The organism is Paenibacillus sp. 8b26 (genome assembly GCF_050626875.1).
Lineage (GTDB): Bacteria > Bacillota > Bacilli > Paenibacillales > Paenibacillaceae > Paenibacillus.
The window spans coordinates 3217791-3242500 of record NZ_CP192445.1 but is presented as its reverse complement, the minus strand read 5'-3'; the positions used below and the strand labels follow the sequence as shown (position 1 = coordinate 3242500).

Below are 24710 nucleotides of genomic sequence, written 5' to 3'. Positions count from 1 at the left end.
GGGTAGCGGAGAAATTCCAATCGAACCCGGAGATAGCTGGTTCTCCCCGAAATAGCTTTAGGGCTAGCCTCGGAATAAGAGTCGTGGAGGTAGAGCACTGATTGGGTGCGGGGCCCGCAAGGGTTACCAAGCTCAGTCAAACTCCGAATGCCATAGACTTAGTTCCGGGAGTCAGACAGTGAGTGCTAAGATCCATTGTCGAAAGGGAAACAGCCCAGACCATCAGCTAAGGTCCCCAAGTGTGTGTTAAGTGGGAAAGGATGTGGAGTTGCACAGACAACCAGGATGTTGGCTTAGAAGCAGCCACCATTGAAAGAGTGCGTAATAGCTCACTGGTCGAGTGACTCTGCGCCGAAAATGTAACGGGGCTAAACACGCCACCGAAGCTATGGCTTGATGCTTTGCATCAGGGGTAGGGGAGCGTTGAATGTGGGTTGAAGGTGTACCGTAAGGAGCGCTGGACTGCATTCAAGTGAGAATGCCGGTATGAGTAACGAAAAGATCTGTGAGAATCAGATCCGCCGAAAGCCTAAGGGTTCCTGAGGAAGGTTCGTCCGCTCAGGGTAAGTCGGGACCTAAGGCGAGGCCGATAGGCGTAGTCGAAGGACAACAGGTCGAAATTCCTGTACCACCGTAATCCGTTATGAGCAATGGGGTGACGCAGTAGGGTAGTGACGCGGACTGATGGATGTCCGTCTAAGCAGTGAGGCTGGTGTGTAGGCAAATCCGCACATCGTAAGGCTGGGCTGTGATGGGGAGCGAAAATTACAGTAGCGAAGGTCATGATCTCAGACTGCCAAGAAAAGCCTCTAGCCAGGAGAAGGTGCCCGTACCGCAAACCGACACAGGTAGGCGAGAAGAGAATTCTAAGGCGCGCGGAAGAACTCTCGTTAAGGAACTCGGCAAAATGACCCCGTAACTTCGGGAGAAGGGGTGCCTCGGTAGGGTGAATAGCCCGAGGGGGCCGCAGTGAAAAGGCCCAAGCGACTGTTTAGCAAAAACACAGGTCTGTGCGAAGCCGCAAGGCGAAGTATACGGGCTGACGCCTGCCCGGTGCTGGAAGGTTAAGGGGAGTGGTAAGTCCTTCGGGGCGAAGCTATGAACCGAAGCCCCAGTAAACGGCGGCCGTAACTATAACGGTCCTAAGGTAGCGAAATTCCTTGTCAGGTAAATTCTGACCCGCACGAATGGCGTAACGACTTGGGCGCTGTCTCAACGAGAGATCCGGTGAAATTTTAATACCTGTGAAGATGCAGGTTACCCGCGACAAGACGGAAAGACCCCATGGAGCTTTACTGCAGCTTGATATTGAATTTGGGTACGATCTGTACAGGATAGGTGGGAGCCTAAGAGACTTGAGCGCCAGCTTGAGAGGAGGCATCCTTGGGATACCACCCTGATCGTATCTAGGTTCTAACTTGGTACCGTGATCCGGTACGAGGACAGTGTCAGGTGGGCAGTTTGACTGGGGCGGTCGCCTCCTAAAGAGTAACGGAGGCGCCCCAAGGTTCCCTCAGAATGGTTGGAAATCATTCGAAGAGTGCAAAGGCAGAAGGGAGCTTGACTGCGAGACCTACAAGTCGAGCAGGGACGAAAGTCGGGCTTAGTGATCCGGTGGTACCGCATGGAAGGGCCATCGCTCAACGGATAAAAGCTACCCTGGGGATAACAGGCTTATCTCCCCCAAGAGTCCACATCGACGGGGAGGTTTGGCACCTCGATGTCGGCTCATCGCATCCTGGGGCTGAAGTAGGTCCCAAGGGTTGGGCTGTTCGCCCATTAAAGCGGTACGCGAGCTGGGTTCAGAACGTCGTGAGACAGTTCGGTCCCTATCTGTCGTGGGCGTAGGAAATTTGAGAGGAGCTGTCCTTAGTACGAGAGGACCGGGATGGACGTACCGCTGGTGTACCAGTTGTTCCGCCAGGAGCACCGCTGGGTAGCTATGTACGGAAGGGATAAGCGCTGAAAGCATCTAAGCGTGAAGCCCCCCTCAAGATGAGATTTCCCAATTAGTAAGACCCCTTGAAGACGACGAGGTAGATAGGTTGGGGGTGGAAGTGCAGTAATGCATGGAGCTGACCAATACTAATCGGTCGAGGGCTTATCCTAAGGATAGAATGCAATGGAGTTTCGGATCCAGTTTTCAGGGTGTAACACCTTGAAGAAAAGCGCATGGCTATTCATTCACACGATTAGTGATGAACCGAATACCCATACGGTAGAATTTGTTTTACAAATTCATGTTTGGTGGCGATAGCGGAGGGGTTCCACACGTACCCATCCCGAACACGACCGTTAAGCCCTCCAGCGCCGATGGTACTTGGACCGCAGGGTCCTGGGAGAGTAGGACGTCGCCAAGCAAAAGGAAGAAGGACCATGATCTCCTTGAGATTGTGGTTCTTTTTTTGGTACGTATATTTTAGAAATGTTCTTACAAAAAGAAGGTAACATTTTTGTTACGGAATGTTAGAGGAAACCCGGTATAATATAGGTACTGAATCCCATATACACGCGCTGCGTTCTTGCAGAATTATGCAAATTCTCGAATAGGGTTTGTATAGTGAATCAAGCTGGTAAGGAGGGAAGATCATGCGGCGAAATAAATGGCTTGCTCTTTTGGTGCTATTCAGTGTCGCTGTCGCGATTCTTACCGGGTGCGGGACAGAGGAGCCTTCTTGGACATCGTTTGAGGGGGCAGCGAATGAAAAAACGTTTCCGGTCCCTAAAGAAGCGAGTAAAACCGATCGGGCCAGCAGCAACTCGGATATGGACTATGTACGCTATGCTTTACCGGCTTTGAAGGAAAGTGATAGCTTGCCAGCCCCCTATCTGGAGGAAATTGCAGCCTGGGGCTGGACAGAAGAACCGAATCTATCGACCTTTAACCAGAAAGTATTCCTGAAAAATAAACATATGGTGCACTTATCTGTGCATGATGGTTCTTTTACTGTATTGGTCCCGAAAGATGGTAAAGCTGCTGCGAAAAGCAAAAGTGTGGACCTTAATTAATGATGTTACGGTTCCCCACTGGATACAGGGGTTGCGGACATAGGGGGTTGGTTTAAGTAAGTCACAGACGACCTCAAATGTAGCAGATAGACGCTGTGCATAATGAATAATGAAGCTGGATATCAGGAAGCACTCAAAACTGCTGTTAAGTAGATGGGGCTTCCTTTTTTATATTGGCATATCAGATTGGCTCGGAGCTTAAGGGTAGGATAGAGAATAAGGGTTAGACAATCCAACGAGAGTGTTAAAGATGGTAGTGTGGAATGGTGAGGGGAATAAAAAGGAACAACCTTATGGGGTTGCTCCTTTTTTGATATGGGGTTCTAGCTCATGGATATATGCCAGATCGAGTATAAGCTCCTATCTATACGGATAGAGAATAGCTAGTCTATTGTTGATAATACGAGGCATCTTCGTCGGTGAACTTCAACATGCCATCTTTCCTTTCGCCTGTAAGACGACTCAGGATGTATAGGCGCGGCGCAATAAGCCACAGATGCCAAAAGAGCAAGGATACAGTAAAGGCTGGCGGAGACCAGAGAATGAATACAGCGGACAAGCAGATGCCGATCCATAGCGTATGTATATGCACACGGCGAAAGAGGCCGTAGCCTATGTACTGGTCTGTCATATAACCCAGCCAGGGCAGCTTGCGGTGAAAAGCCCAGCGCTTGCGGAAGGCTGTTTTGCTTATGAACAGTACAGATCGGGAGATCACGAAGTGTACCCATAAGGTCAAGAAAAAAGCTAAAGCAAACAAAAATAGGCTGGTCCATGAAAAGGCAAGAAGCAGGAAAAGAAGCATAATAACAGGCAACGAGATGTGACTCCATATCAGCTGACGCGGAATACTGATTTTTTTTATGAGCTTGTAGTGATAGTAGGTAGCTTTGGTTCCGGTTTCCTCTGTCATGCAAACAGTCCTTTCATTAATCTACTGCATCACAAGTGGCTTCTCGACCGCCCACAGCCGGAAAAAGGGACGGTGCTGCGCTCATGCGGCTCTGACAAGCACTAAATCGCTTGGGTAAGGCTATAGAATGATCGGCTTCTCGTGTGAGCCAACCTCTTCTATAATTACAGGGAAAAGCTATCACGAATGAAGTATGCAACGGCTCCAATGAAAGGGTATCCATATGCAGGAGCTTTTCTTATTATATCGGCATAGAAGGCTGTTTTTTAAACATGTCGGTACAAACACCATAAGGGCTCACATGGAATATATATAGAGTATATCGTCGATCTGGGCTATGAAAAGGTTTAAAATAGTAGAAAGTGCCCCATACTAATAGTAAAAGAAACAAGGGTGGGATGGATATGCATGATCAAGGCGGCCACCGCTGCATTATATGCGGACAACACAAGCATGAAGGCATCTTTATCGTTTCCGAGTTTATCTGTGATGCGTGTGAGGCTGAAATGGTGCGCACGGATGCGACAGACGCCAAATATCATTTTTTTATTGATCAACTAAAGCAAATTTGGGTACAGAAAAATGCATAATATCCTTTGTCAGCTAGTCTTTAAAGGGTTAGTATTCCAGGGCCTGTCGGTACGGGCTTTTTTTTCTGTGAGTAAAAGTAGGATTCCGCTTGATTTTACGATAAAATAGGGTAGATATAAAGCTTTGTTTCGGAAGGATTGCAGAATGATGGGGAAAAAGGCTTCACACGCACCATTAATGGAAGCTCTATTACGTTACCGGGCTCAGGACAATGCTTCTTATCATGTGCCTGGCCACAAAAATGGACAAGTATATGAAAATGAAGATATTGCATCTCTCTTGAAAGAAGTAATGTCTATTGATGCGACCGAAATTACCGGACTGGACGATTTGCATCACCCTGAGGATGTGATCCGTGAGGGCCAGGAGCTGGCGGCGATGTGCTTTGGTGCAGAGGAAAGCTTTTGGCTGATTGGAGGAAGTACAGTCGGTAATTTGGCAATGATTTTGACCGTGTGTACGAAACCGGGGGATTTACTGCTGGTACAGAGAAACGTACACAAGTCAGTCCTGAATGGTCTTATGCTGTCTGGGGCTGCTGCGGTATTTCTGGAGCCGAAAATAGATACGACCAGCGGGCTTGCGGTTGCTCCATCGACGGATACGATACAGACCGCATTAAAAGCCTATCCTTCCGCCAAAGGGGTACTGATTACCATGCCTAACTACTACGGGATGGGACATGACCTGACAGCGACAGCTAAGGCTTGTCATGCGGCCCATGTGCCCCTGCTGGTAGATGAGGCGCATGGTGCCCATTACGGCCTGCATCCCCGTTTGCCGGCTTCTGCTTTGTCCTGTGGGGCTGATGTGGTCGTTCAATCGACACATAAGATGCTACCAGCCATGACTATGGGGGCCATGCTACACGTGCAGGGAGGATGGATTAACCGGGAGCTGCTTCGTCAGCGATTAGCAATGGTGCAAAGCTCCAGCCCTTCATACCCGTTAATGGCTTCTCTGGATTTGGCAAGGCGGCATATTGCGGTTCATGGGACGAATGCCTTTACGGAAGGTTTGGCGGCAGCAGATGCTTTTAGAAAAGGTCTGAAGCTGCTTCCACGCTTTCGACTCGTAGAGCCTATTCAGCTAGCACATCAGGAGAATGGAGCCCAAGAGGGCATTTCTGAGCGCTTGGAGAGGGATGAGGGAGAAGCAGACGGATATTCGATCCATGACCCTTTTAAAATGGTGTTGTATGATACATTTGGTGTACTGGATGGCTTTGGCCTAAAGCGTGAGTTGGAAGCGTATGGCTGTATTCCGGAGATGAGTGACGAAAAACATGTTGTTTTATTGTTTACTTTAGGCTCCATGATTAAAGATGCTAATCACCTGTTGCAGGCTCTTGTGCATATAAATGATGATATACGGTTTAAGGAGACGGCTGGTGGGCCGGGTTCTATGCAGAAGGAGCAATGTGGACTGGATTTAGATTTTTCCACGTGGAACAATGATGGTGCGATGGTTTATTCTAGTCCGGTGCAGTTTGGGCTTCAACCGGTTAAACCGGATCAGATGGAGGTAGTAGCTGTTGAGGACTCTGCGGGCAGGGTGGCTGCGGAAATGATTATCCCGTATCCTCCAGGTATTCCACTGTTATACGCAGGAGAAACAATCACGGAATCAATAGTTAAACGAATGAGACGTCTCCGTGAGCTGGGAGCCAAATGGCAAGGGGCAGCAGATGATAGGTTGCTTACAATTCGGGTATTCCGTTTAAAATAAAGATTAGATGTTGGAGACTTAACCAATAAAGAAGACTGAATAAAAGAAGCATACGAGCCTGTAGGTGACTCTTATTTTTCAGGCTGGAAAGCAGGGAATGGCATGAATCGCAAAGGAATTTTTATTACGCTGGAGGGGGGAGACGGCTCCGGTAAAACAACGATGATCCAACGGCTGGCTAAGTTTATGGAGGAAGAAGGCTATCCAGTTATTACGACGAGAGAACCGGGTGGGATCGAAATTTCGGAAAAGATCCGCTCTATCATTTTGGACCCTGCCCATACAAGTATGGATGCCCGGACAGAGGCGCTTCTATATGCGGCAGCCCGGCGTCAGCATCTGGTGGAGAAGGTAAAGCCGGCTATTGAAAAGGGAGCTATCGTATTATGTGATCGTTTTGTGGATAGCAGCTTGGTCTATCAGGGATTTGCGAGAGGCATTGGAATTGAGGAAGTGGCTTCGATTAATCGTTTTGCGGTAGATGATTGGGAGCCGGATGCTACATTTTATCTGGATATCGAGCCTGAGTTGGGATTGGCCAGAATTAATGCATCCCGGGGAGAGGGAATGGATCGCCTTGATATGGAAAGCATATCCTTTCACCACAAGGTACGTGAGGCGTATCTGGAGCTGGCCCACAAATTTCCGGAGCGAATTACGATTGTGGATGCATCTCCCGCACCGGAGCAGGTAGAGCAAGTATTGAAGGATTTGCTGAAAAAGCGGGTTATTCAAAACTTTAGCATGTAATTGTCGAAGGATATACGGTAAAATTGAGCTAGGGACTAGCTTGTTCCTAATATGGCTTGAAGGAGGAATACAGGATGAAGCTGATTATTGCGATTGTGCAGGATAAGGATAGTAACAGATTATCCAGCGGACTGGTGAAAGCTAATTTCCGTGCTACCAAATTGGCGAGTACAGGCGGATTTTTGCGAGCAGGGAATACGACATTTATGATCGGTGTCGATGACAATCAGGTGGACTCGTTGATGAATGTCATTCGCAGCAGTTGCAAGGTACGTGAACAGCTAGTCACACCCGTTACCCCTATGAGCGGTACGACTGACTCCTATCTGCCTTTGCCTGTTGAAGTACAGGTGGGCGGAGCGACGGTGTTCGTGATGCCTGTAGACCGTTTTGAGCACTTCTGAATCTACACAATAGGACCTATTCTGCCGATATGATAGGGGAATTACCTGTTTCTTGCCCGTATCATGGGAGTAAGGAACAGATCCACTATAACGGTAGCGCCAAGGCGCGGTCCCTGGAAGGCCGCTGGTTTCCCTCAGTTCCATGTTGAGCTGTTTATGAAGGGAAAAAGCGGAAGTATTCGGGGGGAAAGCAGGTTTATATGAAAATAAATCCGGGCTATCGCCCTTTACAGAGTACGTTGTCTACAAATGAAATGAATGCGAAGCCGATCCAGTCCAAGAGCTTTTCCGATGTTATGCAGCAAAATGGGCAGCAGGCATCGCAGGAGGAACTAAACCGTCGCTTCAAGGAAATTCAGATGCAGGGAGACCGTCTGGCACGCTCGATGACGATTCGTGAGCTGAAGGCTTATAAAATGCTGGTTAAACGGTTTCTGGAGGATACGGTTCGGCGTGGCGTGTCGATGAAGGACACAAAGGGCTGGGATCGTCGGGGACGCAGCAAACGATATAAGCTGATTGATGAAGTGGATGAGCTGTTGCTCAAGATGGCAGATGATTTGCTCGAAACTGAGCAAGGCAAGATTGAGCTTTTGCAAGGAGTCGGTGAAATTAGAGGGCTGCTGATTAATCTCTCGTTTTAAATGTAGACTTCTGCCATAAACGAATACAAACGGGCTGTCGCCACGAAGGAATAATCTGCTTGCTGATGATGCTAGCAGATTATTTTTGACTATATTCAGGTAGGAAACGGTTGGAGATATGGAAAAATAGCAGCAAAGCTGCCCTGAAGGACAACTATTTGCTGATAGATAACAGTTGTTTTCAGGAGAGAAGGTGAGGAAATATGTCTTTCCAAAATATAATGGGGCAGGATATAGCTAAAAAAATGCTGCAAAGCGCACTTCGGAATGAGGCGGTCAACCATGCTTATGTATTTAGCGGACCGCCGGGAAGCGGACAGATCAAGATGGCGCAGACCTTTGCCAAGGCATTATTTTGTGAACGAATGACGGATGATGCATGTGGTGAGTGTCTGTCCTGCCGTAAGGTAGAGCACGGCAATCACCCGGATCTGTTTATCGTAGAGCCGGATGGAGCTACGATCAAAATTGACCAGATTCGCGGACTTCAGCGCATATTCTCTTATAAATCGGAAAGCGCCAATCCGAAGGTATATATTATCCAGCAGGCGGATACCATGACAGTGCAAGCTGCAAACAGCCTGCTTAAATTTTTGGAGGAACCTCAAATGCCTGTGGTGGGCATACTCATTTCGGGAAATGGACAGGCATTGCTGCCCACGATCCAATCACGTACGCAGCAGGTTCCTTTTCATGCTTTGCAGCCTGAAGTAATGATGCAGGCCTTAATCGGGGAAGGCTATACAGCAGGACTTGTCCGGTCGGCGGTTCATATTGCCTCTGGACTGGAATCATGTAGAGAAATTCTCCAGCAGAATTGGTTTGCAGAAATTAGAAACGTAGTGTTACAATTAGTGAAGGAGTCCATGAGCCGGGGAAGCTCGTCCATTATTCTCGCTCAACAGAAGATTTTTAAAACTGGACTTTCTGAACACCTGGATATTCTGTTTCATCTGTTTCATTTGTGGTTCAAGGATATGCTTCATTTCCGTTACGGAAGGCACGAAAGCATTGTTTTCATAGATCATTTGGAGTCCGTCTCCAAATTGGCAATCACCCGCAGCACGGAACAATGGGTCTCTTATATGGATTTGGCCGCGAATTGCAGGAAGAAGCTCCGTTTTCACGTCAATGGTCAATTGTGCGTAGAGCAGCTTCTGATCGGGTTGTCCTATACAAGCGGTTCCATCACCGGCTAACAGGAAGGCGCGCTTGTTCCACTCTGCACAATCCGCGACGCCAGGTTCCCGGTTTGTGCGACAGTGAGACTTCAATTGCGGCCATTCGTACATGTCGGCTTCAAATGAGGTTTAGTGGCATACAAGGGGGTTAATTTTTGTATAGTGTAGTGGGTGTCCGTTTCAAGAAGGCGGGCAAGACTTATTATTTTGATCCACTGGACCTTCCGGTGGAGAAAGAAAACTGCGTTATTGTAGAAACCGCGCGCGGTATTGAATATGGCAAGGTTGTGGTGGGCAAAAAAGAAGTAAATGATTCGGACGTTGTCCTGCCCTTAAAGAAAGTCATCCGTATTGCCGGAGATGATGACGCCCTTGTTGTAGAAGAGAATAAATTGGCGGCCAAGGATGCATTCGGTACGTGTTTAAATAAAATCAAAGACCATGGCCTTAAAATGAAGCTGGTAGACGTGGAATTTACATTTGACCGCAATAAGATCATTTTTTATTTTACGGCAGAGGGCCGCGTGGATTTTCGGGAGCTTGTAAAGGATTTAGCCAGTATTTTTCGTACACGGATTGAGCTGCGGCAGATCGGAGTACGGGATGAGGCTAAAATGCTGGGCGGGATCGGTCCTTGCGGACGTATCCTGTGCTGCTCTTCGTGGCTGGGAGATTTTGAACCGGTATCCATTAAGATGGCGAAGGATCAGAGCTTGTCGCTGAATCCGACGAAGATTTCCGGGTTGTGTGGAAGATTGATGTGCTGTCTCAAGTTCGAACATGATAACTACGAGAGTATGAAGGAAGAATTGCCGCAGGTTGGCAAGATGGTCGTCACCTCTCTTGGAGAAGGCAAAGTTGTAGGCGTAAATGCTGGCCATCGTACAGTGCATGTTCAACTGTTTGAGATTAGCAAGGTCAAGGAACTTCCAATGGACGATGTAGTCGTCAAGTAAACCATTAGGTTGCTTCGGGGTGGAAACTTGGATAAATTAAATGTTTTTGCGCGTATTCACGAAATGGAAACCCAAATGGGACAGTTGCATAGCGATCTGGGTGAATTGAAACTGGCAGTAAAAGAGCTGCTGGAGGAAAATCAACGACTAACGATTGAAAACGAACAGGTGCGCAAGATGCTCAAGCGTGAAACCTCCAGAGAAGAAAAGACGGCAAAAAGGCCGAGGCTTTCTCCTCCGATCGTCATTAAGGATGAAGAGGAAACGGGCGAGGTTGTGGGCGAAGGCCACGACAATCTGGCGAGGCTGTATCATGAAGGATTTCATATATGCAACGTGTATTACGGACATTTGCGAACGGAAGGCGATTGCCTTTTCTGTCTGTCATTTTTGAATAAATAAAAACAAGCCGTAGGAGCAAGGTGCCTACGGCTTTTTTGTAAGGAAGTATGGGTTTAGAACGATTTGGGATAAAAAGATGGGAGAGCGCTATGTACGAAAATGAACAGAAGTCTGAACGAATTGACGATCTATTGTCACATAATTTGCGTATTATCCAAAGTGATGAGGTGTTCAGCTTTTCCATGGATGCGGTTTTGCTGGCGCGGTTTGCCGGTATTCCGCAGCGTGGAAAAATTTTGGATCTGTGTACAGGCAACGGGGTCGTCCCCCTGCTGCTAACGACACGAACTAAAGCGGTTATCGAAGGAATTGAGATTCAACCGCGCTTGGCTGATATGGCTAGACGCAGCGTCAGCCTGAATGGACTGGAGGCAGCGATTCAGATTCGGGAAGGGGATCTGCGCGAGCTGGTCCAAATCACGGGGCATGGTGTATATGATGCAATTACGGTAAATCCCCCCTATATGCCGCTAAATGGCAGTGATATCAAGCTAAACCCTCATCAGGCGATTGCGCGTCATGAGGTGCATTGTACACTGGAAGAGGTGATTCAGGCGTGTACACGGCTTGTCCGTAATGGTGGAAAAGTGTCGATGGTTCATCGTCCGCAACGGCTGGGTGAGATTATAACCCTGATGCGTGCCAACAGATTGGAGCCGAAACGGATTCGGTTTGTCCACCCACGAGCTCATATGGAGGCGAATATGGTGCTCATCGAGGCGCTATGTGATGGTAAGCCGGAGGTTCGTCTGTTGCCCCCGCTCATTGTATATCAGGAGAATGGGAATTATACTCAGGAAATAAGGGATATCTATGGAGAAGTAAGCAAGGGGGATTTACTGTGAAGGCAGCGGTGCAAAAAAGTTTTATAACCAGCGGAGAAGAATCGGGCAAGCTGTATCTCGTTGCGACACCGATTGGTAATCTGGATGATATGACCTTTAGGGCGATTAACACCTTAAAATCGTGCAGTATTATAGCGGCGGAGGACACGCGGCAGACGCGCAAACTGCTCACACATTTTGACATCACGCCGGAAATGCTATTCAGCTATCATGAACATAATAAAGCTGCCAGTGGGCCTGAGCTGATACGTTATATAATGGAAGGAAAAAATTTAGCATTGGTTAGCGATGCAGGTCTGCCGGCCATTTCGGACCCGGGTTCGGATCTGGTCAAGCTGGCGCTGGAAGTGGGAATTAGCGTTATTCCTATTCCTGGGGCGAACGCAGCCTTATCAGCTTTGATTGCCTCCGGACTGAATACGGAAAGATTTACATTTGCCGGATTCCCTCCACGGGAGAAAAAGGATCTGGAGAAGTTGCTACAGTCATTTCAGGTATCTCACGGCACGATCCTGTTTTATGAATCGCCACATCGTATTGCACGGACGTTGACGGTATTGAAGGAAACACTGGGGGAACGCAGAGTGGTGCTTGCACGTGAGTTGACCAAGCTGCATGAGGAATGGATACGAGGAACGGCGGAGCAATGCCTTGCCAGACTGGAGGAGCATCCACCGCTTGGTGAATATTGCCTGGTAGTTGAAGGGAAAAACGAAGCAGAAGAGGAAGAGGAGCGACAGGCATGGTGGCAGTCCTTATCTTTGGAGGCCCACGTTGCGCATTATGAGACAGAAGGGCTGACACGCAAGGACGCTATGAAGCGTACAGCTACCGACCGCTCCATTTCCAAAAGGGATGTATATAACGCGCTTTTATGAAAACTTCCCGAAACAAAAAAGGGCCTTCCAACGGTTGGGTTCAAACCGTGGAAGGCAACAAGGAGTATATATGAAAAAGGTTAGAATTAACAATCTCTTATAAGTCTATTATATACTAAAAATCTTAGTTTGTCACAGGTGTTGGAATTTCTGAGATGCAATCTTGGCAAACAATTTTCCCTTTGAAGTAAATTACGTTCTCGGCGTTGCCGCAGAAGATACAAGCAGGCTCGTATTTTTTGAGCATAATGCGTTCACCATCAACATAAATTTCCAAAGCGTCTTTTTCGCCAATACCCAATGTGCGGCGCAATTCGATTGGAATAACAACACGTCCGAGCTCGTCAACTTTTCTTACAATACCAGTGGATTTCATCATAATAAATCAGGCTCCTCTCGCCGTTTAAAATAATATAAGTGTCATGATTCGACAAATTTTTCTCTTTTCTGATATTTACTATACCAACGATTCCCAAAACAGTCAACCTTAAAAATGTGCTAACAGATTAATTATGCAAAAGTATTTAGAATAAAGAGCATGATGCGTGTGTATTACCTTATTTTATTGATGATTTAGGCCATTTGTCGATTTGGAAATGCTGAAAAGCTATAATTCGACAAATTACGACAAGCTGTGTCGAATGAAGGGAATCGTTTAGGATTTTATTGTATCTTAATCCATTATTCAGAATATTAAAGGAGTTGATATCTTGCACCAGCCACTCAGTGAAGAAAAAGTTTTTAAGGATCCGGTACATAACTATATCCATGTTCAGGATACAGTGATATGGCGTTTGATCAATACTCCAGAGTTCCAACGCTTGCGTCGTATTCGGCAGTTGGGTACATCTTATCTTACGTTTCATGGAGCGGAGCATAGTCGTTTTTCGCATTCGTTAGGTGTGTACGAAATTACACGGCGTATTATTTCCCAATTTGACCGCGATGAATTTTCCGATTGGCCGAAGGAAGAAAGTTTAGTCGCATTGTGTGCAGCTTTGTTGCATGATGTGGGGCATGGCCCGTTTTCCCATTCTATAGAAGAAGCCTTTCATATGAATCACGAGGATTGGACATGCCGGATTGTATTGGGGAATACAGAGATTAACGCTGTGCTGCGGCAAGTCGATGAGGAGCTTCCTGCGAAGGTGGCTGCGGTAATTGCCAAAACGTACGACAAGCCGATTGTCGTAAACCTGGTCACAAGCCCACTGGATGCGGACCGTATGGATTATTTGCTGCGGGATGCGCACTCAACAGGCGTCAATTATGGCACCATAGATTTGGATCGTATTTTACGGTTGCTGCGTCCTCATAATGGAAGAATTGTTGTGAAGGAGTCAGGCATGCATGCGGTAGAGGATTATCTGATGTCGCGCTATCAGATGTATTGGCAAATTTATTTTCATCCTGTGACACGCAGCTCGGAAATTTTATTACGTAAAATTTTCAAGCGGGCGAAGGAGCTATTTAGAAACGGATATGAGTTTAGTTTTCTGCTGGAGCCATTCCCAGACCTCTTTCGGGGAGAGCTTACGGTGGAACAATATTTGATGCTCGACGAGTCTTTGATTCAGACAGTGTTCAGTCAGTGGAAACGGGAAAAGGACGAGATTTTAAGCGATTTGAGTGCCCGTTTTATGGATCGCAAGCTGTATAAATATGTAGAGATCGAAAATATGGATACAGATACCATTGACAACATTCGGACAGCGCTGGAGCTGGTTGGTTTGCACCCGGAATATGATCTGGAAATTGATTTTCCGACGGATCTTCCTTATGATGTGTTTCGGCAGGGTGGCTCGACGGACAACCAGATTTTACTGCTGGGACGTAAAGGAGAAGTGAGAGAAATTTCCGAAGTGTCGGAAATTGTGCGCTCCATTAGCGGCATTCACCGGGGAAAATATCACATGTACTATCCCCAAAACAAATTGGATGGGGTAAAGGACAAGCTTCCTGCCGAAATAAGGAATTATTTTGTCAAACAATAGACAATTATATGCCAAATAAAGTAATAAAGGAGACAAAAAACCTTGAATTTATTCGACACTCACACTCATTTAGATGCGCCGCAATTTGACGAAGACCGCGAAGAAGTTATAGCACGCGCTGTCGAATCGGGAGTGACCCGAATGATTAATATCGGATTTAATCGTGAGACCATTCCGTCTACCATGAAATTGGCCGAAACGTATGATTTTATTTATGCGGCAATTGGATGGCATCCACAGGATGCGATCACGATGCAGGAGGGCGATCTGGAATGGATTGCATCGTTATGCAGTCATAAAAAAGTCGTGGCGATCGGAGAGATTGGCCTGGATTATTATTGGGACACGTCGCCGAAGGATGTACAGCATCGGGTGCTACGCAAGCAGATTGGACTGGCTCGTGAGCTGAACATGCCTATTGTCATCCATAACCGGGATGCGCATGAAGATATTGTTAAGATTTTGCGTGAAGAAAAAGCGAGTGAGGTAGGCGGAGTGATGCACTCCTTTTCCGGGAGCTGGGAGACGGCTAAAATGGTGCTGGATATGGGCTTTCACCTCTCTTTTGGCGGGCCGATAACGTTCAAAAATGCCAAGCAGCCAAAGGAGGTACTGGCACAGGTGCCGCTGGACCGTCTGCTCATTGAAACGGACGCGCCCTACCTGACACCGCATCCGTTCCGCGGGAAGCGAAATGAGTCCGCACATGTAGGACTGGTCGCAGAGGCTGCTGCCCAAATCAAGGGAATAGCGGTGGAGGAATTAGTGTCAATAACGACCCGAAATGCCCTGGAACGATTTGACATTAAGTAAAAAAGTGAAGAAATCAATCAAAATAATGAGATAGACGAAGCTAATCATGAATTTGTTGCAGGAAACTCGAGAATATTACAATATTTTAACCGAATATTTTAGAAAATGTACTTGAAACCTGCTTTACAACATGCATAGAAACAGGATATCATCTTTTCAGTGAATTGTTGTTTGAATGTAAACACCAACAGCTCATTTCATGAACCAGTCTCGCTGAGTCCCTTTTACAGGGAACGGGGGAACCGATATGGCTTACAGTACGTCCGGTGTATGGGCAAGAAGGGAACGTCTCTTCCGCCAGCCGGCTCGACCTAGATTCCTTTCCCGGATGGGATTGAACAGGTGGAGGGGCCGTATTTCGATTTCTTTCTGGGTCTTCGGGGTGAATGTGAAGGCAACCGCCATGAGCGGTTGACCCAAGCTAGGGCGTCTCTCTACGTCCGAACCCGACAGCTAACCCCGTAAGCGTAACAAGAGAGAAGCCATCTCGTGCATGATTTTTCCGCATATTCGCACATGTCGGAAGCCACGAAAGAGCTCTCTAGTCTCTTTCTCTGGCTTTTTTTGTTGTGAATAAAAGAAAATCTGTCATCATACTGTGATTAAACAGGGGAGGACAGCATGCCGCGAAGACGGGTACATGGTGCAGGACAGTCGCAGTACGGGCTTGTCTTGTAGAAAATCTGTTATAGTCACGTCAATCTCAACTATGTCTTACTCCAGACGGCGGGCTATGTAAGGAGGACGGAGGAAATGGGCATTTTCCAAAAACAGGAGACCCATGAGTCACGCTCATCCAGCATGTCTTACGTATTGCGTTGGAAGCAAGAAAATGTGCGCCAGGCTGCTTTGGTTGCTATTTTTCTAATCGCACTAACGATTATGATTTCAATTCTGGTGTACACTCAATCTAAAAAACAGGTCTTTTTTGTCATCGACGGTAAGGCATCTGCGGTAGAAACCCGGGAATCCCAGCTCCAAGATTTGCTCAAAGAGCATTCGATTTCACTTCAGCCGCATGATACGGTTTCGATGCCGCTGAACGGAGCAGTTCAGGATGGGGATCGCGTAGTTATCAAACGTGCCAATCAGGTCAAAGTATCCTCAGGCAATGAGACGAAAAAGTTGTACACAACAGAAAATACAGTAGAGGGTGCCATTCGCACCTCGGGCTATAAATTATCGTCAAATGATAAAGTTTACCCTGCTCTGGATGCCTCTGTTTCGTCTAACATGGACATAAAAATCGTCCGTGTGAAGAAACAGCAGGTCGAACAGAAGCAACAGGTGCCTTATCAGGTCATCAAAACGGCCGATCCGAGTCTCTATAAAGGCGATAATCGGGTCATCCAAAGCGGTAAAACGGGTGTTGTGGTCCAGCATGTTCAAAAGGTATACCATGACGGAAAATTGGTATCCAAGCAACTGGTAAATAAGGAAGTCGCGCAAAATCGTGTGGATAAGGTGATTGCGGTAGGAACGAAGAAAAAACCGGTCGTTCTGGCTGCTTCCGTCGGTCCCGAAGATGCTGTTAAGGCAACACGGGTTAGTTCGGGCAATGCTGTCCGTAAAGCAGGTGTGAATTTCAAATACAGTAAAGTATTACAAAACGTCTCCATGACGGCGTATTCCTCACAGGAGTCAGGTATCGGTACACGTACCGCATCCGGCACGCGTGTCACGGAAGGGCGCACCATTGCTGTCGATCCAAGTGTGATTCCAATCGGCTGGTGGGTGTATATTGAAGGGGTGGGCTTCCGCCGTGCGGAGGATACCGGTGGCGCGATTAAAGGCCACAAAATCGATGTGTATTATGAGAGTTTAAGTCAAGCCAATCAGTTTGGTCGAAAGCACGGAAAAACCGTATATGTGATTGGACCAGTGAAGCCTGAAATTAACTAAAAACGTGTTGTATATGTTTGGGTCAATGCGATACTATTAACATCATAGTTATGCCATGCTAAGAAGAGGATATCCTCTTCTTATTTTGTTTTCAAAAGCAGGGAAAGATGAATATAGCTTACTGTGTAGTTGTGGAGGGAAACGCAAATGATCAAGGAAGTGATCGTGGTAGAGGGTCGGGATGATACGGTGGCTATTCGCCGTGCTGTCGAGGCGGATACGATAGAAACGGGCGGCTCCGCCATCAATAAAATGACGTTGCGCAAAATTGCGTTGGCACAGGAGCGGCGGGGTGTCATTATTTTGACCGATCCCGATCATGCAGGGGAGCGCATCCGCAAAATTATCGCCTCCAAGGTGCCCGGTTGCAAGCAGGCCTTTATACCAGAGGCGGAAGCGACGCGCAAAGGGGATATTGGCGTAGAGAATGCCTCGCCTGAAGCGATCAGACACGCTCTCGCACGGGTGCATACGACGGTGGAAGGGGCTGATCCTCTAATCGATTGGGCGGATCTGATTGACGCCGGACTTATCACCCACCCAAATGCTGCTGCACGGCGTATGGCTTTGGGTAATGTGCTGGGGATTGGTTACTGTAACGGTAAGCAGCTACATAAACGGCTCGCTGTGTTCCAGATCAGCCGTGAGGAATTTGCCGGTGCGCTGGCACAAATTGAAAGTGAAGGATTGTGATATCCGTATGACAGGGATTCAAGATATAGCAACACCGCGGCGCACGAAGGAGATTATTCAGCGGCACGGGTTTTCGTTCAAAAAGAGTTTGGGACAAAATTTTCTGATTGATCAAAATATTCTGAACAAGATCGTGAATGCTGCGGGATTGGACGATACGAAGGGTGCACTTGAGATCGGTCCGGGGATTGGCGCTTTGACCGAGAAGCTGGCGCAATCAGCCAAGGTAGTTACTGCTGTCGAGATTGACCAGCGGCTCTTACCTATTCTCGAAGAGGTACTGGCCCCTTATGAGCATGTGAAGGTACGCCACGGAGATGTGCTGAAGCTGGATTTGTGCGAGGTATTCGCTTCCGATTTTGCCGGGGTCAGTAAAGTGAGCGTCGTCGCTAATCTGCCGTACTACGTCACTACACCGATTCTGATGAGGCTGTTGGAGGACAAGCTTCCTCTGGAGAATATCGTCGTCATGATCCAAAAGGAAGTGGCTGAGCGTATGGCTGCGTCTCCTGGGACGAAGGATTACGGCAGTTTGAGTATTGCAGTGCAATATTACAGCGAGCCTGAACTGGTCTGCATCGTACCGAATACGGTGTTTATTCCTCAGCCGAATGTAGAATCGGCGGTCATCCGTCTGCGTGTGCGGGAAGTGCCCCCGGTAGAGGTGGTGGACGAGCAGCATTTCTTCGAAGTCGTTCATGCTTCCTTTGCTCAACGTCGCAAGACCATTTCGAATAACCTGAAAAGCCGCTTCTTTACCAAAGAGAACAGGGACACGCTGGAGCCGCTGTTGCTTCAGGCAGGCATAGAGCCCTCCCGTCGGGGCGAGACGCTGAGCATCGAGGAATTTGCGCGTCTGAGCGCTGTGCTGCTGGAGGCCGGGATTTCCTAACCTGACGCACAAGTGATCGCTTAGCAGCAGTTAGAGGGCGTCTGGTTGCGCTTTGCACGGTTGTGGCTGGCTTGCATAAGCTCCTGAGCATGGATAAGGAACCAAACTGTGCATTCACCCATACGATATGGGAGGGGTGATACAGTGTGATGATTTTAGGAGACTTGGTCGTTCGAAAATCGTACGGCGGAGATGTCACGTTTCGCGTTGAGGACATCCAGCGGGATAAAGTGATCATTAAAGGGACGGAATTTCGGCTGCTTGCCGATTCCCCCGTGAACGATCTGGTCAAGGTGCCTGCTGACCAGATTAGCGGGAAGACACGGCAAGCCCATATTAAGGCGGATGAGTCTCTCCATCTGCTGCAGCAGGCACGGCAGAAGCAAGCTGCCCGCAGTCAGGCGGCTTTGATCGGGGAGTGGAGTGATCCGGTGGAGTCGACGTATTTTGAAATGCCCGGCAAGGTACTTCATCTGGATGGGGATGCTGGCTATTTGAGAAAATGTCTCAACCTATATGAGCAACTCCGCGTTCCTGCAGAGGGGCATCATGTACATGAATCGGCAATGGCCGACACGTTGTATCGGCTGCTTCCCCGTATTCGACCGGATATCGTAGTCATTACCGGACACGACGGGGTATTGAAGCAGCCGCAGCCTTATGATTTATATAGCCTGAAAAGCTATAAAAATTCGCAAAATTTTGTGGCGGCGATCCAGGTAGCGAGACAATATGAGCGTCATCTGGATTCACTGACGATTGTGGCGGGAGCATGTCAGTCCCATTTTGAAGCGCTGCTGCGTGCAGGAGCGAATTTTGCCAGTTCGCCAGGGCGCATTCTGATTCACGCGCTGGACCCGGTATATGTGGCTGCCAAGGCAGCCTTTACGTCGATTCGTGATACAGTCAACATGGGTGACTTGTTTCATCAGACGATAAGTGGCAGCCGTGGCGTAGGCGGTATCGAAACCCGGGGAAGCTATCGTATCGGTCTGCCCAAGCTCGAAAATTTGTCGACTCTTAAAGTAACGCCTTCTGCAATCTAGGGTTTAAACCTGTTGAATAGGATTTGCGTGGATAAAAAGCCTCTGATTACAGGGGCTTTTTGGCATTTTTATACGCATATTCCTGTTCGCAAAAAATTAAATTGACAAATTATTTTTCGTGTTGATATAATATTTAGCTTGATTTGACATTGTCTCTAAAATTCGTTATAATGGACAAGGAAAGAGGTGGTCGTTAGGCAATGGCTAAAAATACGCTGTTGGAAATCAAACGCAGTCTCGACGCACATGTAGGGCAAAAAATTTTGCTGCGGGCTAACGGCGGACGCCGTAAGACCGTCGAACGAACTGGTGTCTTGGAAGAAACGTACCCTTCTGTTTTTATCGTCAAGCTGGATCAGGAGCAACAAACGTTCAAACGTGTCTCCTACAGCTATGCTGACATTCTTACTGAGTCGGTGGAAGTTACTGTATATGATCCCGACTCCCATACAAGTGTCGAATATTTTGACACACCTTAATTGATTTTATGTAATCTATACCGGCTTTGCAGGTTTAACGGCGGCTTCGTCATTTCAAATGACGAGGCCGTTTTGTATTAGGATGAAGCATCGCGTCTCTGCGCACACTAAGGCGGGAATGATCTTCCTTATTCCACTGCCGAAGGAGGCGTATGCATGAGTCGAAGAAGACGAAGTGTCATGTCGGAAGAGCTTAAGTACGAGCTGGCTAAGGATCTTGGATTTTACGATACGGTCAAGGAAGAGGGCTGGGGAGGCATTAAAGCCAAGGATGCAGGCAATATGGTCAAGCGGGCCATTCAGCTTGCAGAGCAGGCAGCTTCCCGCAAATCGTAGCCATCGGCGGTGCTGACGAAAAAGCGGGGATATCCGGTTCATACCGGGTGATCTCCGCTTTTTTGAACCTCATGACTTGACAGGCTGAGTCTGATATAATATGTTAAGCTGTCTTGAGGGAAAAGTTGAAGGTGGGTGAACGCCTTGAAAATATACGAAAAAGCACCGGCGAAAATCAATTTAATGCTTGATGTATTACGTAAGCGGGATGATGGGTATCACGAGGTCGAAATGATTATGACCATGGTCGATCTGTCCGATCGTTTGACGATGTCTGAGCTACCGCGTGATACGATTATTATTTCAAGCCAAGCCGGGTACATACCGCTAGATGAGAAAAATCTGGCTTTTCAGGCCGCGCGTCTGATTAAGGAACGTTATGATGTCTCTACGGGCGTGCATATCCATCTGGACAAGCATATCCCGGTAGCCGCAGGATTGGCAGGCGGAAGCAGTGATGCCGCGGCAGCGCTGCGTGGGCTGAACAAGCTGTGGAAGCTTGGCATCTCGGATGCTGAATTAAGAGTACTGGGCGCAGAGCTTGGCTCTGACGTGCCCTTCTGTATTACAGGCGGTACAGCTTTAGCGAGCGGGCGCGGGGAATTGCTTAAGCCACTTCCGAATCCGCCCCAATGCTGGGTGATTCTCGCGAAGCCGCCGATCAATGTATCGACGGCTGAAGTGTACGGACGCGTCAAAGCGGATCAGATCACGTATCATCCGTCTGCCCGGCAGATGGAGCAAGCGATCCTTAACGCTTCTTTTACCGATGTGTGTAATGCGCTCGGGAATGTACTGGAGGATGTCACACTCAAGCTGCATCCGGAGGTGGAGCATCTTAAAAACTCCATGATCCGACTGGGAGCGGATGGGGTGCTGATGTCAGGCAGTGGTCCTACGGTGTTCGGGCTGGTGTCGAAGGAAGCCAAAGTACCGCGCATCTATAACGGACTCAGAGGATTTTGCAAGGATGTATACGCAGTACGACTTTTGACCTGATTTTGGTTATTTATTTCTAATTTTAGTGGTATTTGTTGTACAAATACGTACGAAGATGATATATTTACTATTAAATATTCGGATTTTACTATATCACTTACATTCCGCCAGCAGCCGGCCAGTCCGCCGGTGCTTTTACTGTACGAAGCGGGCGGCAGGAGAAGAATAGATCGCGAGGAATTGTTGTGAAAAAACTTAAAAGAAGCTCACGATTGGTGGAAATGACACAATTTTTGCTGTCACGGCCGCATACGCTGGTGCCTCTTACGCATTTTGCGGATCGTTATGGGGCGGCTAAATCGTCCATAAGCGAAGACCTGGCCATTATCAAGGAAGTATTTGAGGATGAAGGTATTGGTGAGCTTCTGACGTTGGCGGGAGCGGCAGGGGGCGTTAAGCTGATCCCAAGACTATCCAAGGAACATGCGCTCACATTTGCGAATGATCTGTGTGCTCAGTTGGAGCAACCGGATCGCATCTTACCCGGAGGGTATTTGTATTTGTCGGATCTGCTGGGCCAACCGGCGATGATGAATGAGGCGGGTAAAATATTCGCTACTGCATTTGCCAACAGACAGATCGATGTGGTTATGACGGTGGAAACCAAAGGCATCCCGCTTGCATATGCAACCGGAGCACAGCTAAACTTGCCAGTTGTCCTCGTACGGCGTGACCATCAGGTGACGGAGGGCTCGGCAGTGAGTATTAATTACGTCTCAGGATCACAAAAGAGCCTGCATACGATGTCATTGTCCAGACGTGCTATGCGCGAGAAATCACGTGTACTCATCGTGGATGATTTTATGAAGGCAGGCGGTACGATTCAGGGGATGGTCGACTTGCTGGCTGAATTTGATGCTGAGGTAGCTGGAGTAGGTGTGCTGGTAGAATCGGGCGAGGTGGAGAACGAAGAGCGCTTGCTGCACGATTATATTTCACTGGCGAATCTGACCACGGTCGATTCCCGAAGCAAGCAAATTACAGTCAAGCTGGGGAATTATTTTGATGAGTCTACAGGTCAGTAAAATGTCACAATTCATCAAAAAATACCTAAATATGTCGAAAAGAAATCTTTTCAAAAAAATTACCTGAATTTAGGATACCATTTGTCCAAAAAAAGAAGGAATTCGAAATGCTGTGTGGAATGTATACACCAAGTCCTATTTGGAAAAAGGTGGTGAAACACACATGCAGATTACGGATGTCAGACTCCGCCGAGTGAACTCAGAAGGAAGAATGAAGGCGATTGCATCCATTACGATTGATAACGAGTTTGTTGTTCATGACATTCGGGTTATCGACGGTAATAACGGGATGTTCGTGGCTATGCCTAGCAAACGAACCCCGGACGGAGAGTTTCGCGATATCGCTCATCCGATATCTTCAGGAACCCGGGAGAAGATCCAGGCTGCTGTACTTACTGAGTACGAACGCGCGGCGGTGGATGAAGAAGTAGCTATTGAAGAAGGCGCTTAATTCGCCTAAAGCAAGATTGGGGTACAAAAGAAAAAGAGGGCCACAAACTGTGGCTCTCTTTTCTTTTTGTCTGGAATGAGATATATTCTTTAATGAGTTAACAGTCAGTTTTAAGGCAACTTGGAGCCATCCGGGCTGCCGAAGCGACTTTTTCATAAGACAGGGATCGAGCAGCAATGCGTCCCGGGGGATGAATGTCCAGCACAAGCTGGCCTGAAAAAATAGCCATTAACTAAAGGTTCGCCGTTATTTTTCAGGAGGATTGTGAAAAGGTAAGAAAAATCTGATCTGGAAATTAACGTTTTAGCCAAAGGGAAATTGTTATTTTCAGGATAGGAGGTTGGACTTGTTGGAAAGGTTGGCAGTCATTCTTGCCGCAGGGCAGGGAAAACGTATGAAATCCAAATTATATAAAGTTCTGCACCCGGTATGCGGGAAACCGATGGTCGGTCATGTACTCGACACGGTTCGTGAAATCGGAGTGTCCCGCAGTGTGGTGATCGTGGGTCACGGTGCGGAAGCGGTACAGTCTTATTTGGGACCGTCGGCAGAATATGCGCTTCAGGCAGAGCAGTTGGGAACGGGGCATGCTGTCAAGCAGGCCAAAGACTTGCTCGGTCAGGAGAAAGGTACGACCATCGTCATCTGTGGAGACACCCCCTTGATCACAGCGGAAACGCTGGAGGGCTTGGTGCAGCTACATGAGAGTCGGGGAGCTGCCGCAACGATTCTGACCGCTGAGCTGGACGACCCTAAGGGGTACGGCCGGGTCATCCGTGATGCTGCGGGAGCAGTGCTCAAGATCGTGGAGCAGAAGGATTGCTCACCTGAGGAAGATGCTGTTCGGGAAATCAACACGGGAACGTATTGCTTTGATAATGCCAAGCTGTTCGCAGCGTTGGACAAAGTAACCAACACCAATGCACAGCAGGAATACTACCTGACAGATGTCATTGGTATTTTGCATGGCGAAGGCGAGAAGGTTGAGGCATATTTAACAGATGATATGTCGGAATCCATCGGTGTGAACGACAGGGTTGCTTTATCAGTGGCTGAGGGATACATGCAGGAACGTATTGTGCGCAAGCATATGCTGAACGGTGTGACCATCATTGACCCGTCCTCTACCTACATCGAGAGTGAGGTTGTCATTGGCTCCGATACCGTGCTATACCCGAACACATGGCTGCGCGGCCGAACGCAAATCGGCGAAGATTGTGTGATTGGTCCGCAGACTGAAATTCAGGACACCCTGATTCATTCGGGCGCAACGGTGAAGCATTCGGTGTTGAACGAAGCCGAAGTGGGCAGCAGCACATCTGTGGGTCCATTTGCCTACCTGCGTCCAGGTGCGAAGCTGGGCGAGCATGTGAAGATTGGTGATTTTGTTGAGGTGAAAAATGCGACTATTGGTGATCATTCCAAGGTGTCCCATTTGAGCTATGTCGGTGATGCCAAGGTAGGTACAAACGTTAATATCGGTTGTGGGGCAATAACGGTTAATTATGATGGGTATAATAAATCTATTACAGAAATTGAAGATGATGCCTTTATTGGCAGCAATGTGAATCTGATCGCCCCGATTAAGATCGGAAAAGGTGCTTATGTCGTAGCAGGCTCCACCGTAACACATGCTGTCCCTGATAACGATCTGGCCATTGCCAGACCGCGTCAAGAGAACAAAGCCGGATATGCGGATAAAATCCGCGCGCGTGCCAAAGCGAAGAAGAAAAGATCGGAATAACCTTAATCAGCAAGCCGTTGGATCTGTAATGAATG

Annotated in this window: 25 protein-coding genes, 2 rRNA genes and 1 riboswitch (1 of these 28 only partly in view); of the genes, 25 read left to right on the top strand and 2 right to left on the bottom strand. The window is 47.9% G+C overall.

The genetic code is table 11. The annotated features are described in order from the left end of the window. From ACQ4MX_RS14865 to ACQ4MX_RS14855, 3 genes are all read left to right on the top strand, one after another. Positions 1–2109: ribosomal RNA gene (locus ACQ4MX_RS14865) — 23S ribosomal RNA — on the top strand (it extends 818 nt beyond the left edge of the window). 134 nt (positions 2110–2243) lie between these two features. Beyond that, positions 2244–2360: ribosomal RNA gene (gene rrf, locus ACQ4MX_RS14860) — 5S ribosomal RNA — on the top strand. 229 nt (positions 2361–2589) lie between these two features. Further along, positions 2590–3009 (top strand): hypothetical protein, encoded by a 420-nt coding sequence (locus tag ACQ4MX_RS14855; RefSeq protein WP_025682455.1) that lies wholly within the window; start codon positions 2590–2592, stop codon positions 3007–3009. 388 nt (positions 3010–3397) lie between these two features. Here the strand turns inward: ACQ4MX_RS14855 and ACQ4MX_RS14850 are convergent, their stop codons facing one another. Next, positions 3398–3922, bottom strand: a complete 525-nt coding sequence (locus tag ACQ4MX_RS14850; RefSeq protein WP_025682456.1) for a hypothetical protein — start codon at positions 3920–3922, stop codon at positions 3398–3400. 404 nt (positions 3923–4326) lie between these two features. Between ACQ4MX_RS14850 and ACQ4MX_RS14845 the strand changes: the two genes are divergently transcribed. The 10 genes from ACQ4MX_RS14845 (at position 4327) to rsmI (ending at position 12301) form a co-directional block, all read left to right on the top strand. Next, entirely contained in the window at positions 4327–4512 is a 186-nt protein-coding gene (locus ACQ4MX_RS14845; protein ID WP_025682457.1) for a sigma factor G inhibitor Gin, read from the top strand. A gap of 145 nt (positions 4513–4657) precedes the next feature. Next, positions 4658–6241 (top strand): aminotransferase class I/II-fold pyridoxal phosphate-dependent enzyme, encoded by a 1584-nt coding sequence (locus ACQ4MX_RS14840; RefSeq protein WP_431085646.1) that lies wholly within the window; start codon positions 4658–4660, stop codon positions 6239–6241. Between the two features lie 102 nt (positions 6242–6343). After that, a complete protein-coding gene (gene tmk, locus ACQ4MX_RS14835) occupies positions 6344–6991 on the top strand; it encodes a dTMP kinase (RefSeq protein WP_431085645.1) in 648 nt (215 codons plus the stop codon). Between the two features lie 74 nt (positions 6992–7065). Then, positions 7066–7395 carry a cyclic-di-AMP receptor gene (locus ACQ4MX_RS14830; RefSeq protein ID WP_007427998.1) on the top strand — a complete coding sequence of 110 codons (330 nt, stop codon included), beginning with the start codon at positions 7066–7068 and terminating at the stop codon, positions 7393–7395. Positions 7396–7595: 200 nt separating this feature from the next. Then, positions 7596–8039: a YaaR family protein gene (locus ACQ4MX_RS14825; protein ID WP_044646021.1), complete on the top strand. Its 444-nt coding sequence runs from the start codon at positions 7596–7598 to the stop codon at positions 8037–8039. A gap of 203 nt (positions 8040–8242) precedes the next feature. Next, entirely contained in the window at positions 8243–9238 is a 996-nt protein-coding gene (holB, locus tag ACQ4MX_RS14820; protein ID WP_431085643.1) for a DNA polymerase III subunit delta', read from the top strand. 137 nt (positions 9239–9375) lie between these two features. Beyond that, positions 9376–10176 (top strand): PSP1 domain-containing protein, encoded by an 801-nt coding sequence (locus tag ACQ4MX_RS14815; RefSeq protein ID WP_014279023.1) that lies wholly within the window; start codon positions 9376–9378, stop codon positions 10174–10176. 27 nt (positions 10177–10203) lie between these two features. After that, positions 10204–10578 carry a DNA replication initiation control protein YabA gene (yabA, locus tag ACQ4MX_RS14810; RefSeq protein ID WP_431085641.1) on the top strand — a complete coding sequence of 125 codons (375 nt, stop codon included), beginning with the start codon at positions 10204–10206 and terminating at the stop codon, positions 10576–10578. A gap of 89 nt (positions 10579–10667) precedes the next feature. After that, complete coding sequence (locus ACQ4MX_RS14805) at positions 10668–11423, top strand: tRNA1(Val) (adenine(37)-N6)-methyltransferase (RefSeq protein ID WP_431085640.1); 756 nt, start codon at positions 10668–10670, stop codon at positions 11421–11423. After that, the gene (rsmI, locus tag ACQ4MX_RS14800; RefSeq protein WP_431085638.1) at positions 11420–12301 is read left to right on the top strand and encodes a 16S rRNA (cytidine(1402)-2'-O)-methyltransferase; all 882 of its coding nucleotides are present in this window, start codon (positions 11420–11422) and stop codon (positions 12299–12301) included. Before ACQ4MX_RS14805 ends, rsmI begins: the two co-directional genes overlap by 4 nt. A gap of 124 nt (positions 12302–12425) precedes the next feature. Here the strand turns inward: rsmI and ACQ4MX_RS14795 are convergent, their stop codons facing one another. Then, complete coding sequence (locus ACQ4MX_RS14795; protein ID WP_007428005.1) at positions 12426–12680, bottom strand: AbrB/MazE/SpoVT family DNA-binding domain-containing protein; 255 nt, start codon at positions 12678–12680, stop codon at positions 12426–12428. A gap of 331 nt (positions 12681–13011) precedes the next feature. Between ACQ4MX_RS14795 and ACQ4MX_RS14790 the strand changes: the two genes are divergently transcribed. The 12 genes from ACQ4MX_RS14790 to glmU all read left to right on the top strand — a co-directional run bounded on the left by ACQ4MX_RS14790 (position 13012) and on the right by glmU (position 24675). Then, the gene (locus ACQ4MX_RS14790) at positions 13012–14295 is read left to right on the top strand and encodes an HD domain-containing protein (RefSeq protein WP_431085637.1); all 1284 of its coding nucleotides are present in this window, start codon (positions 13012–13014) and stop codon (positions 14293–14295) included. A 42-nt stretch (positions 14296–14337) separates the two neighbouring features. Beyond that, positions 14338–15108: a TatD family hydrolase gene (locus ACQ4MX_RS14785; protein WP_431085635.1), complete on the top strand. Its 771-nt coding sequence runs from the start codon at positions 14338–14340 to the stop codon at positions 15106–15108. 201 nt (positions 15109–15309) lie between these two features. After that, a riboswitch (cyclic di-AMP (ydaO/yuaA leader) is annotated at positions 15310–15592 on the top strand. A 269-nt stretch (positions 15593–15861) separates the two neighbouring features. Then, positions 15862–17010 (top strand): G5 domain-containing protein, encoded by a 1149-nt coding sequence (locus ACQ4MX_RS14780; protein ID WP_431085633.1) that lies wholly within the window; start codon positions 15862–15864, stop codon positions 17008–17010. Positions 17011–17157: 147 nt separating this feature from the next. Then, positions 17158–17703: a ribonuclease M5 gene (gene rnmV / locus ACQ4MX_RS14775; RefSeq protein ID WP_014279030.1), complete on the top strand. Its 546-nt coding sequence runs from the start codon at positions 17158–17160 to the stop codon at positions 17701–17703. A 7-nt stretch (positions 17704–17710) separates the two neighbouring features. Then, a complete protein-coding gene (gene rsmA / locus ACQ4MX_RS14770; RefSeq protein ID WP_431091343.1) occupies positions 17711–18595 on the top strand; it encodes a 16S rRNA (adenine(1518)-N(6)/adenine(1519)-N(6))-dimethyltransferase RsmA in 885 nt (294 codons plus the stop codon). Between the two features lie 149 nt (positions 18596–18744). Beyond that, positions 18745–19641 (top strand): sporulation peptidase YabG, encoded by an 897-nt coding sequence (gene yabG, locus ACQ4MX_RS14765; protein ID WP_431091342.1) that lies wholly within the window; start codon positions 18745–18747, stop codon positions 19639–19641. A gap of 200 nt (positions 19642–19841) precedes the next feature. Next, positions 19842–20120 carry a biofilm formation stimulator Veg gene (gene veg, locus ACQ4MX_RS14760; RefSeq protein ID WP_014279033.1) on the top strand — a complete coding sequence of 93 codons (279 nt, stop codon included), beginning with the start codon at positions 19842–19844 and terminating at the stop codon, positions 20118–20120. Between the two features lie 156 nt (positions 20121–20276). Then, positions 20277–20456, top strand: coding sequence for a small, acid-soluble spore protein, alpha/beta type (locus ACQ4MX_RS14755; RefSeq protein ID WP_007428013.1), 180 nt, complete (start codon positions 20277–20279; stop codon positions 20454–20456). A gap of 144 nt (positions 20457–20600) precedes the next feature. Beyond that, positions 20601–21455: a 4-(cytidine 5'-diphospho)-2-C-methyl-D-erythritol kinase gene (gene ispE / locus ACQ4MX_RS14750; RefSeq protein ID WP_431085631.1), complete on the top strand. Its 855-nt coding sequence runs from the start codon at positions 20601–20603 to the stop codon at positions 21453–21455. Between the two features lie 185 nt (positions 21456–21640). Further along, positions 21641–22480, top strand: coding sequence for a pur operon repressor (gene purR, locus ACQ4MX_RS14745; RefSeq protein ID WP_134911742.1), 840 nt, complete (start codon positions 21641–21643; stop codon positions 22478–22480). A 163-nt stretch (positions 22481–22643) separates the two neighbouring features. Next, positions 22644–22931: a septation regulator SpoVG gene (gene spoVG, locus ACQ4MX_RS14740; RefSeq protein ID WP_007428016.1), complete on the top strand. Its 288-nt coding sequence runs from the start codon at positions 22644–22646 to the stop codon at positions 22929–22931. 346 nt (positions 22932–23277) lie between these two features. Beyond that, the gene (gene glmU, locus ACQ4MX_RS14735) at positions 23278–24675 is read left to right on the top strand and encodes a bifunctional UDP-N-acetylglucosamine diphosphorylase/glucosamine-1-phosphate N-acetyltransferase GlmU (protein ID WP_149096296.1); all 1398 of its coding nucleotides are present in this window, start codon (positions 23278–23280) and stop codon (positions 24673–24675) included. The last annotated feature ends 35 nt before the right edge of the window (positions 24676–24710 follow it).

Excerpts from the sequence above, each read along its gene's own strand:
- ACQ4MX_RS14855 (WP_025682455.1), top strand. The coding sequence starts at position 2,590 with ATGCGGCGAAATAAATGGCTTGCTCTTTTGGTGCTATTCAGTGTCGCT.
- ACQ4MX_RS14850 (WP_025682456.1), bottom strand. The coding sequence starts at position 3,922 with ATGACAGAGGAAACCGGAACCAAAGCTACCTACTATCACTACAAGCTC.
- ACQ4MX_RS14845 (WP_025682457.1), top strand. The coding sequence starts at position 4,327 with ATGCATGATCAAGGCGGCCACCGCTGCATTATATGCGGACAACACAAG.
- ACQ4MX_RS14840 (WP_431085646.1), top strand. The coding sequence starts at position 4,658 with ATGATGGGGAAAAAGGCTTCACACGCACCATTAATGGAAGCTCTATTA.
- tmk (WP_431085645.1), top strand. The coding sequence starts at position 6,344 with ATGAATCGCAAAGGAATTTTTATTACGCTGGAGGGGGGAGACGGCTCC.
- ACQ4MX_RS14830 (WP_007427998.1), top strand. The coding sequence starts at position 7,066 with ATGAAGCTGATTATTGCGATTGTGCAGGATAAGGATAGTAACAGATTA.
- ACQ4MX_RS14825 (WP_044646021.1), top strand. The coding sequence starts at position 7,596 with ATGAAAATAAATCCGGGCTATCGCCCTTTACAGAGTACGTTGTCTACA.
- holB (WP_431085643.1), top strand. The coding sequence starts at position 8,243 with ATGTCTTTCCAAAATATAATGGGGCAGGATATAGCTAAAAAAATGCTG.
- ACQ4MX_RS14805 (WP_431085640.1), top strand. The coding sequence starts at position 10,668 with ATGTACGAAAATGAACAGAAGTCTGAACGAATTGACGATCTATTGTCA.
- ACQ4MX_RS14795 (WP_007428005.1), bottom strand. The coding sequence starts at position 12,680 with ATGATGAAATCCACTGGTATTGTAAGAAAAGTTGACGAGCTCGGACGT.
- ACQ4MX_RS14780 (WP_431085633.1), top strand. The coding sequence starts at position 15,862 with ATGGGCATTTTCCAAAAACAGGAGACCCATGAGTCACGCTCATCCAGC.
- rnmV (WP_014279030.1), top strand. The coding sequence starts at position 17,158 with ATGATCAAGGAAGTGATCGTGGTAGAGGGTCGGGATGATACGGTGGCT.
- rsmA (WP_431091343.1), top strand. The coding sequence starts at position 17,711 with ATGACAGGGATTCAAGATATAGCAACACCGCGGCGCACGAAGGAGATT.
- yabG (WP_431091342.1), top strand. The coding sequence starts at position 18,745 with ATGATTTTAGGAGACTTGGTCGTTCGAAAATCGTACGGCGGAGATGTC.
- veg (WP_014279033.1), top strand. The coding sequence starts at position 19,842 with ATGGCTAAAAATACGCTGTTGGAAATCAAACGCAGTCTCGACGCACAT.
- ACQ4MX_RS14755 (WP_007428013.1), top strand. The coding sequence starts at position 20,277 with ATGAGTCGAAGAAGACGAAGTGTCATGTCGGAAGAGCTTAAGTACGAG.
- spoVG (WP_007428016.1), top strand. The coding sequence starts at position 22,644 with ATGCAGATTACGGATGTCAGACTCCGCCGAGTGAACTCAGAAGGAAGA.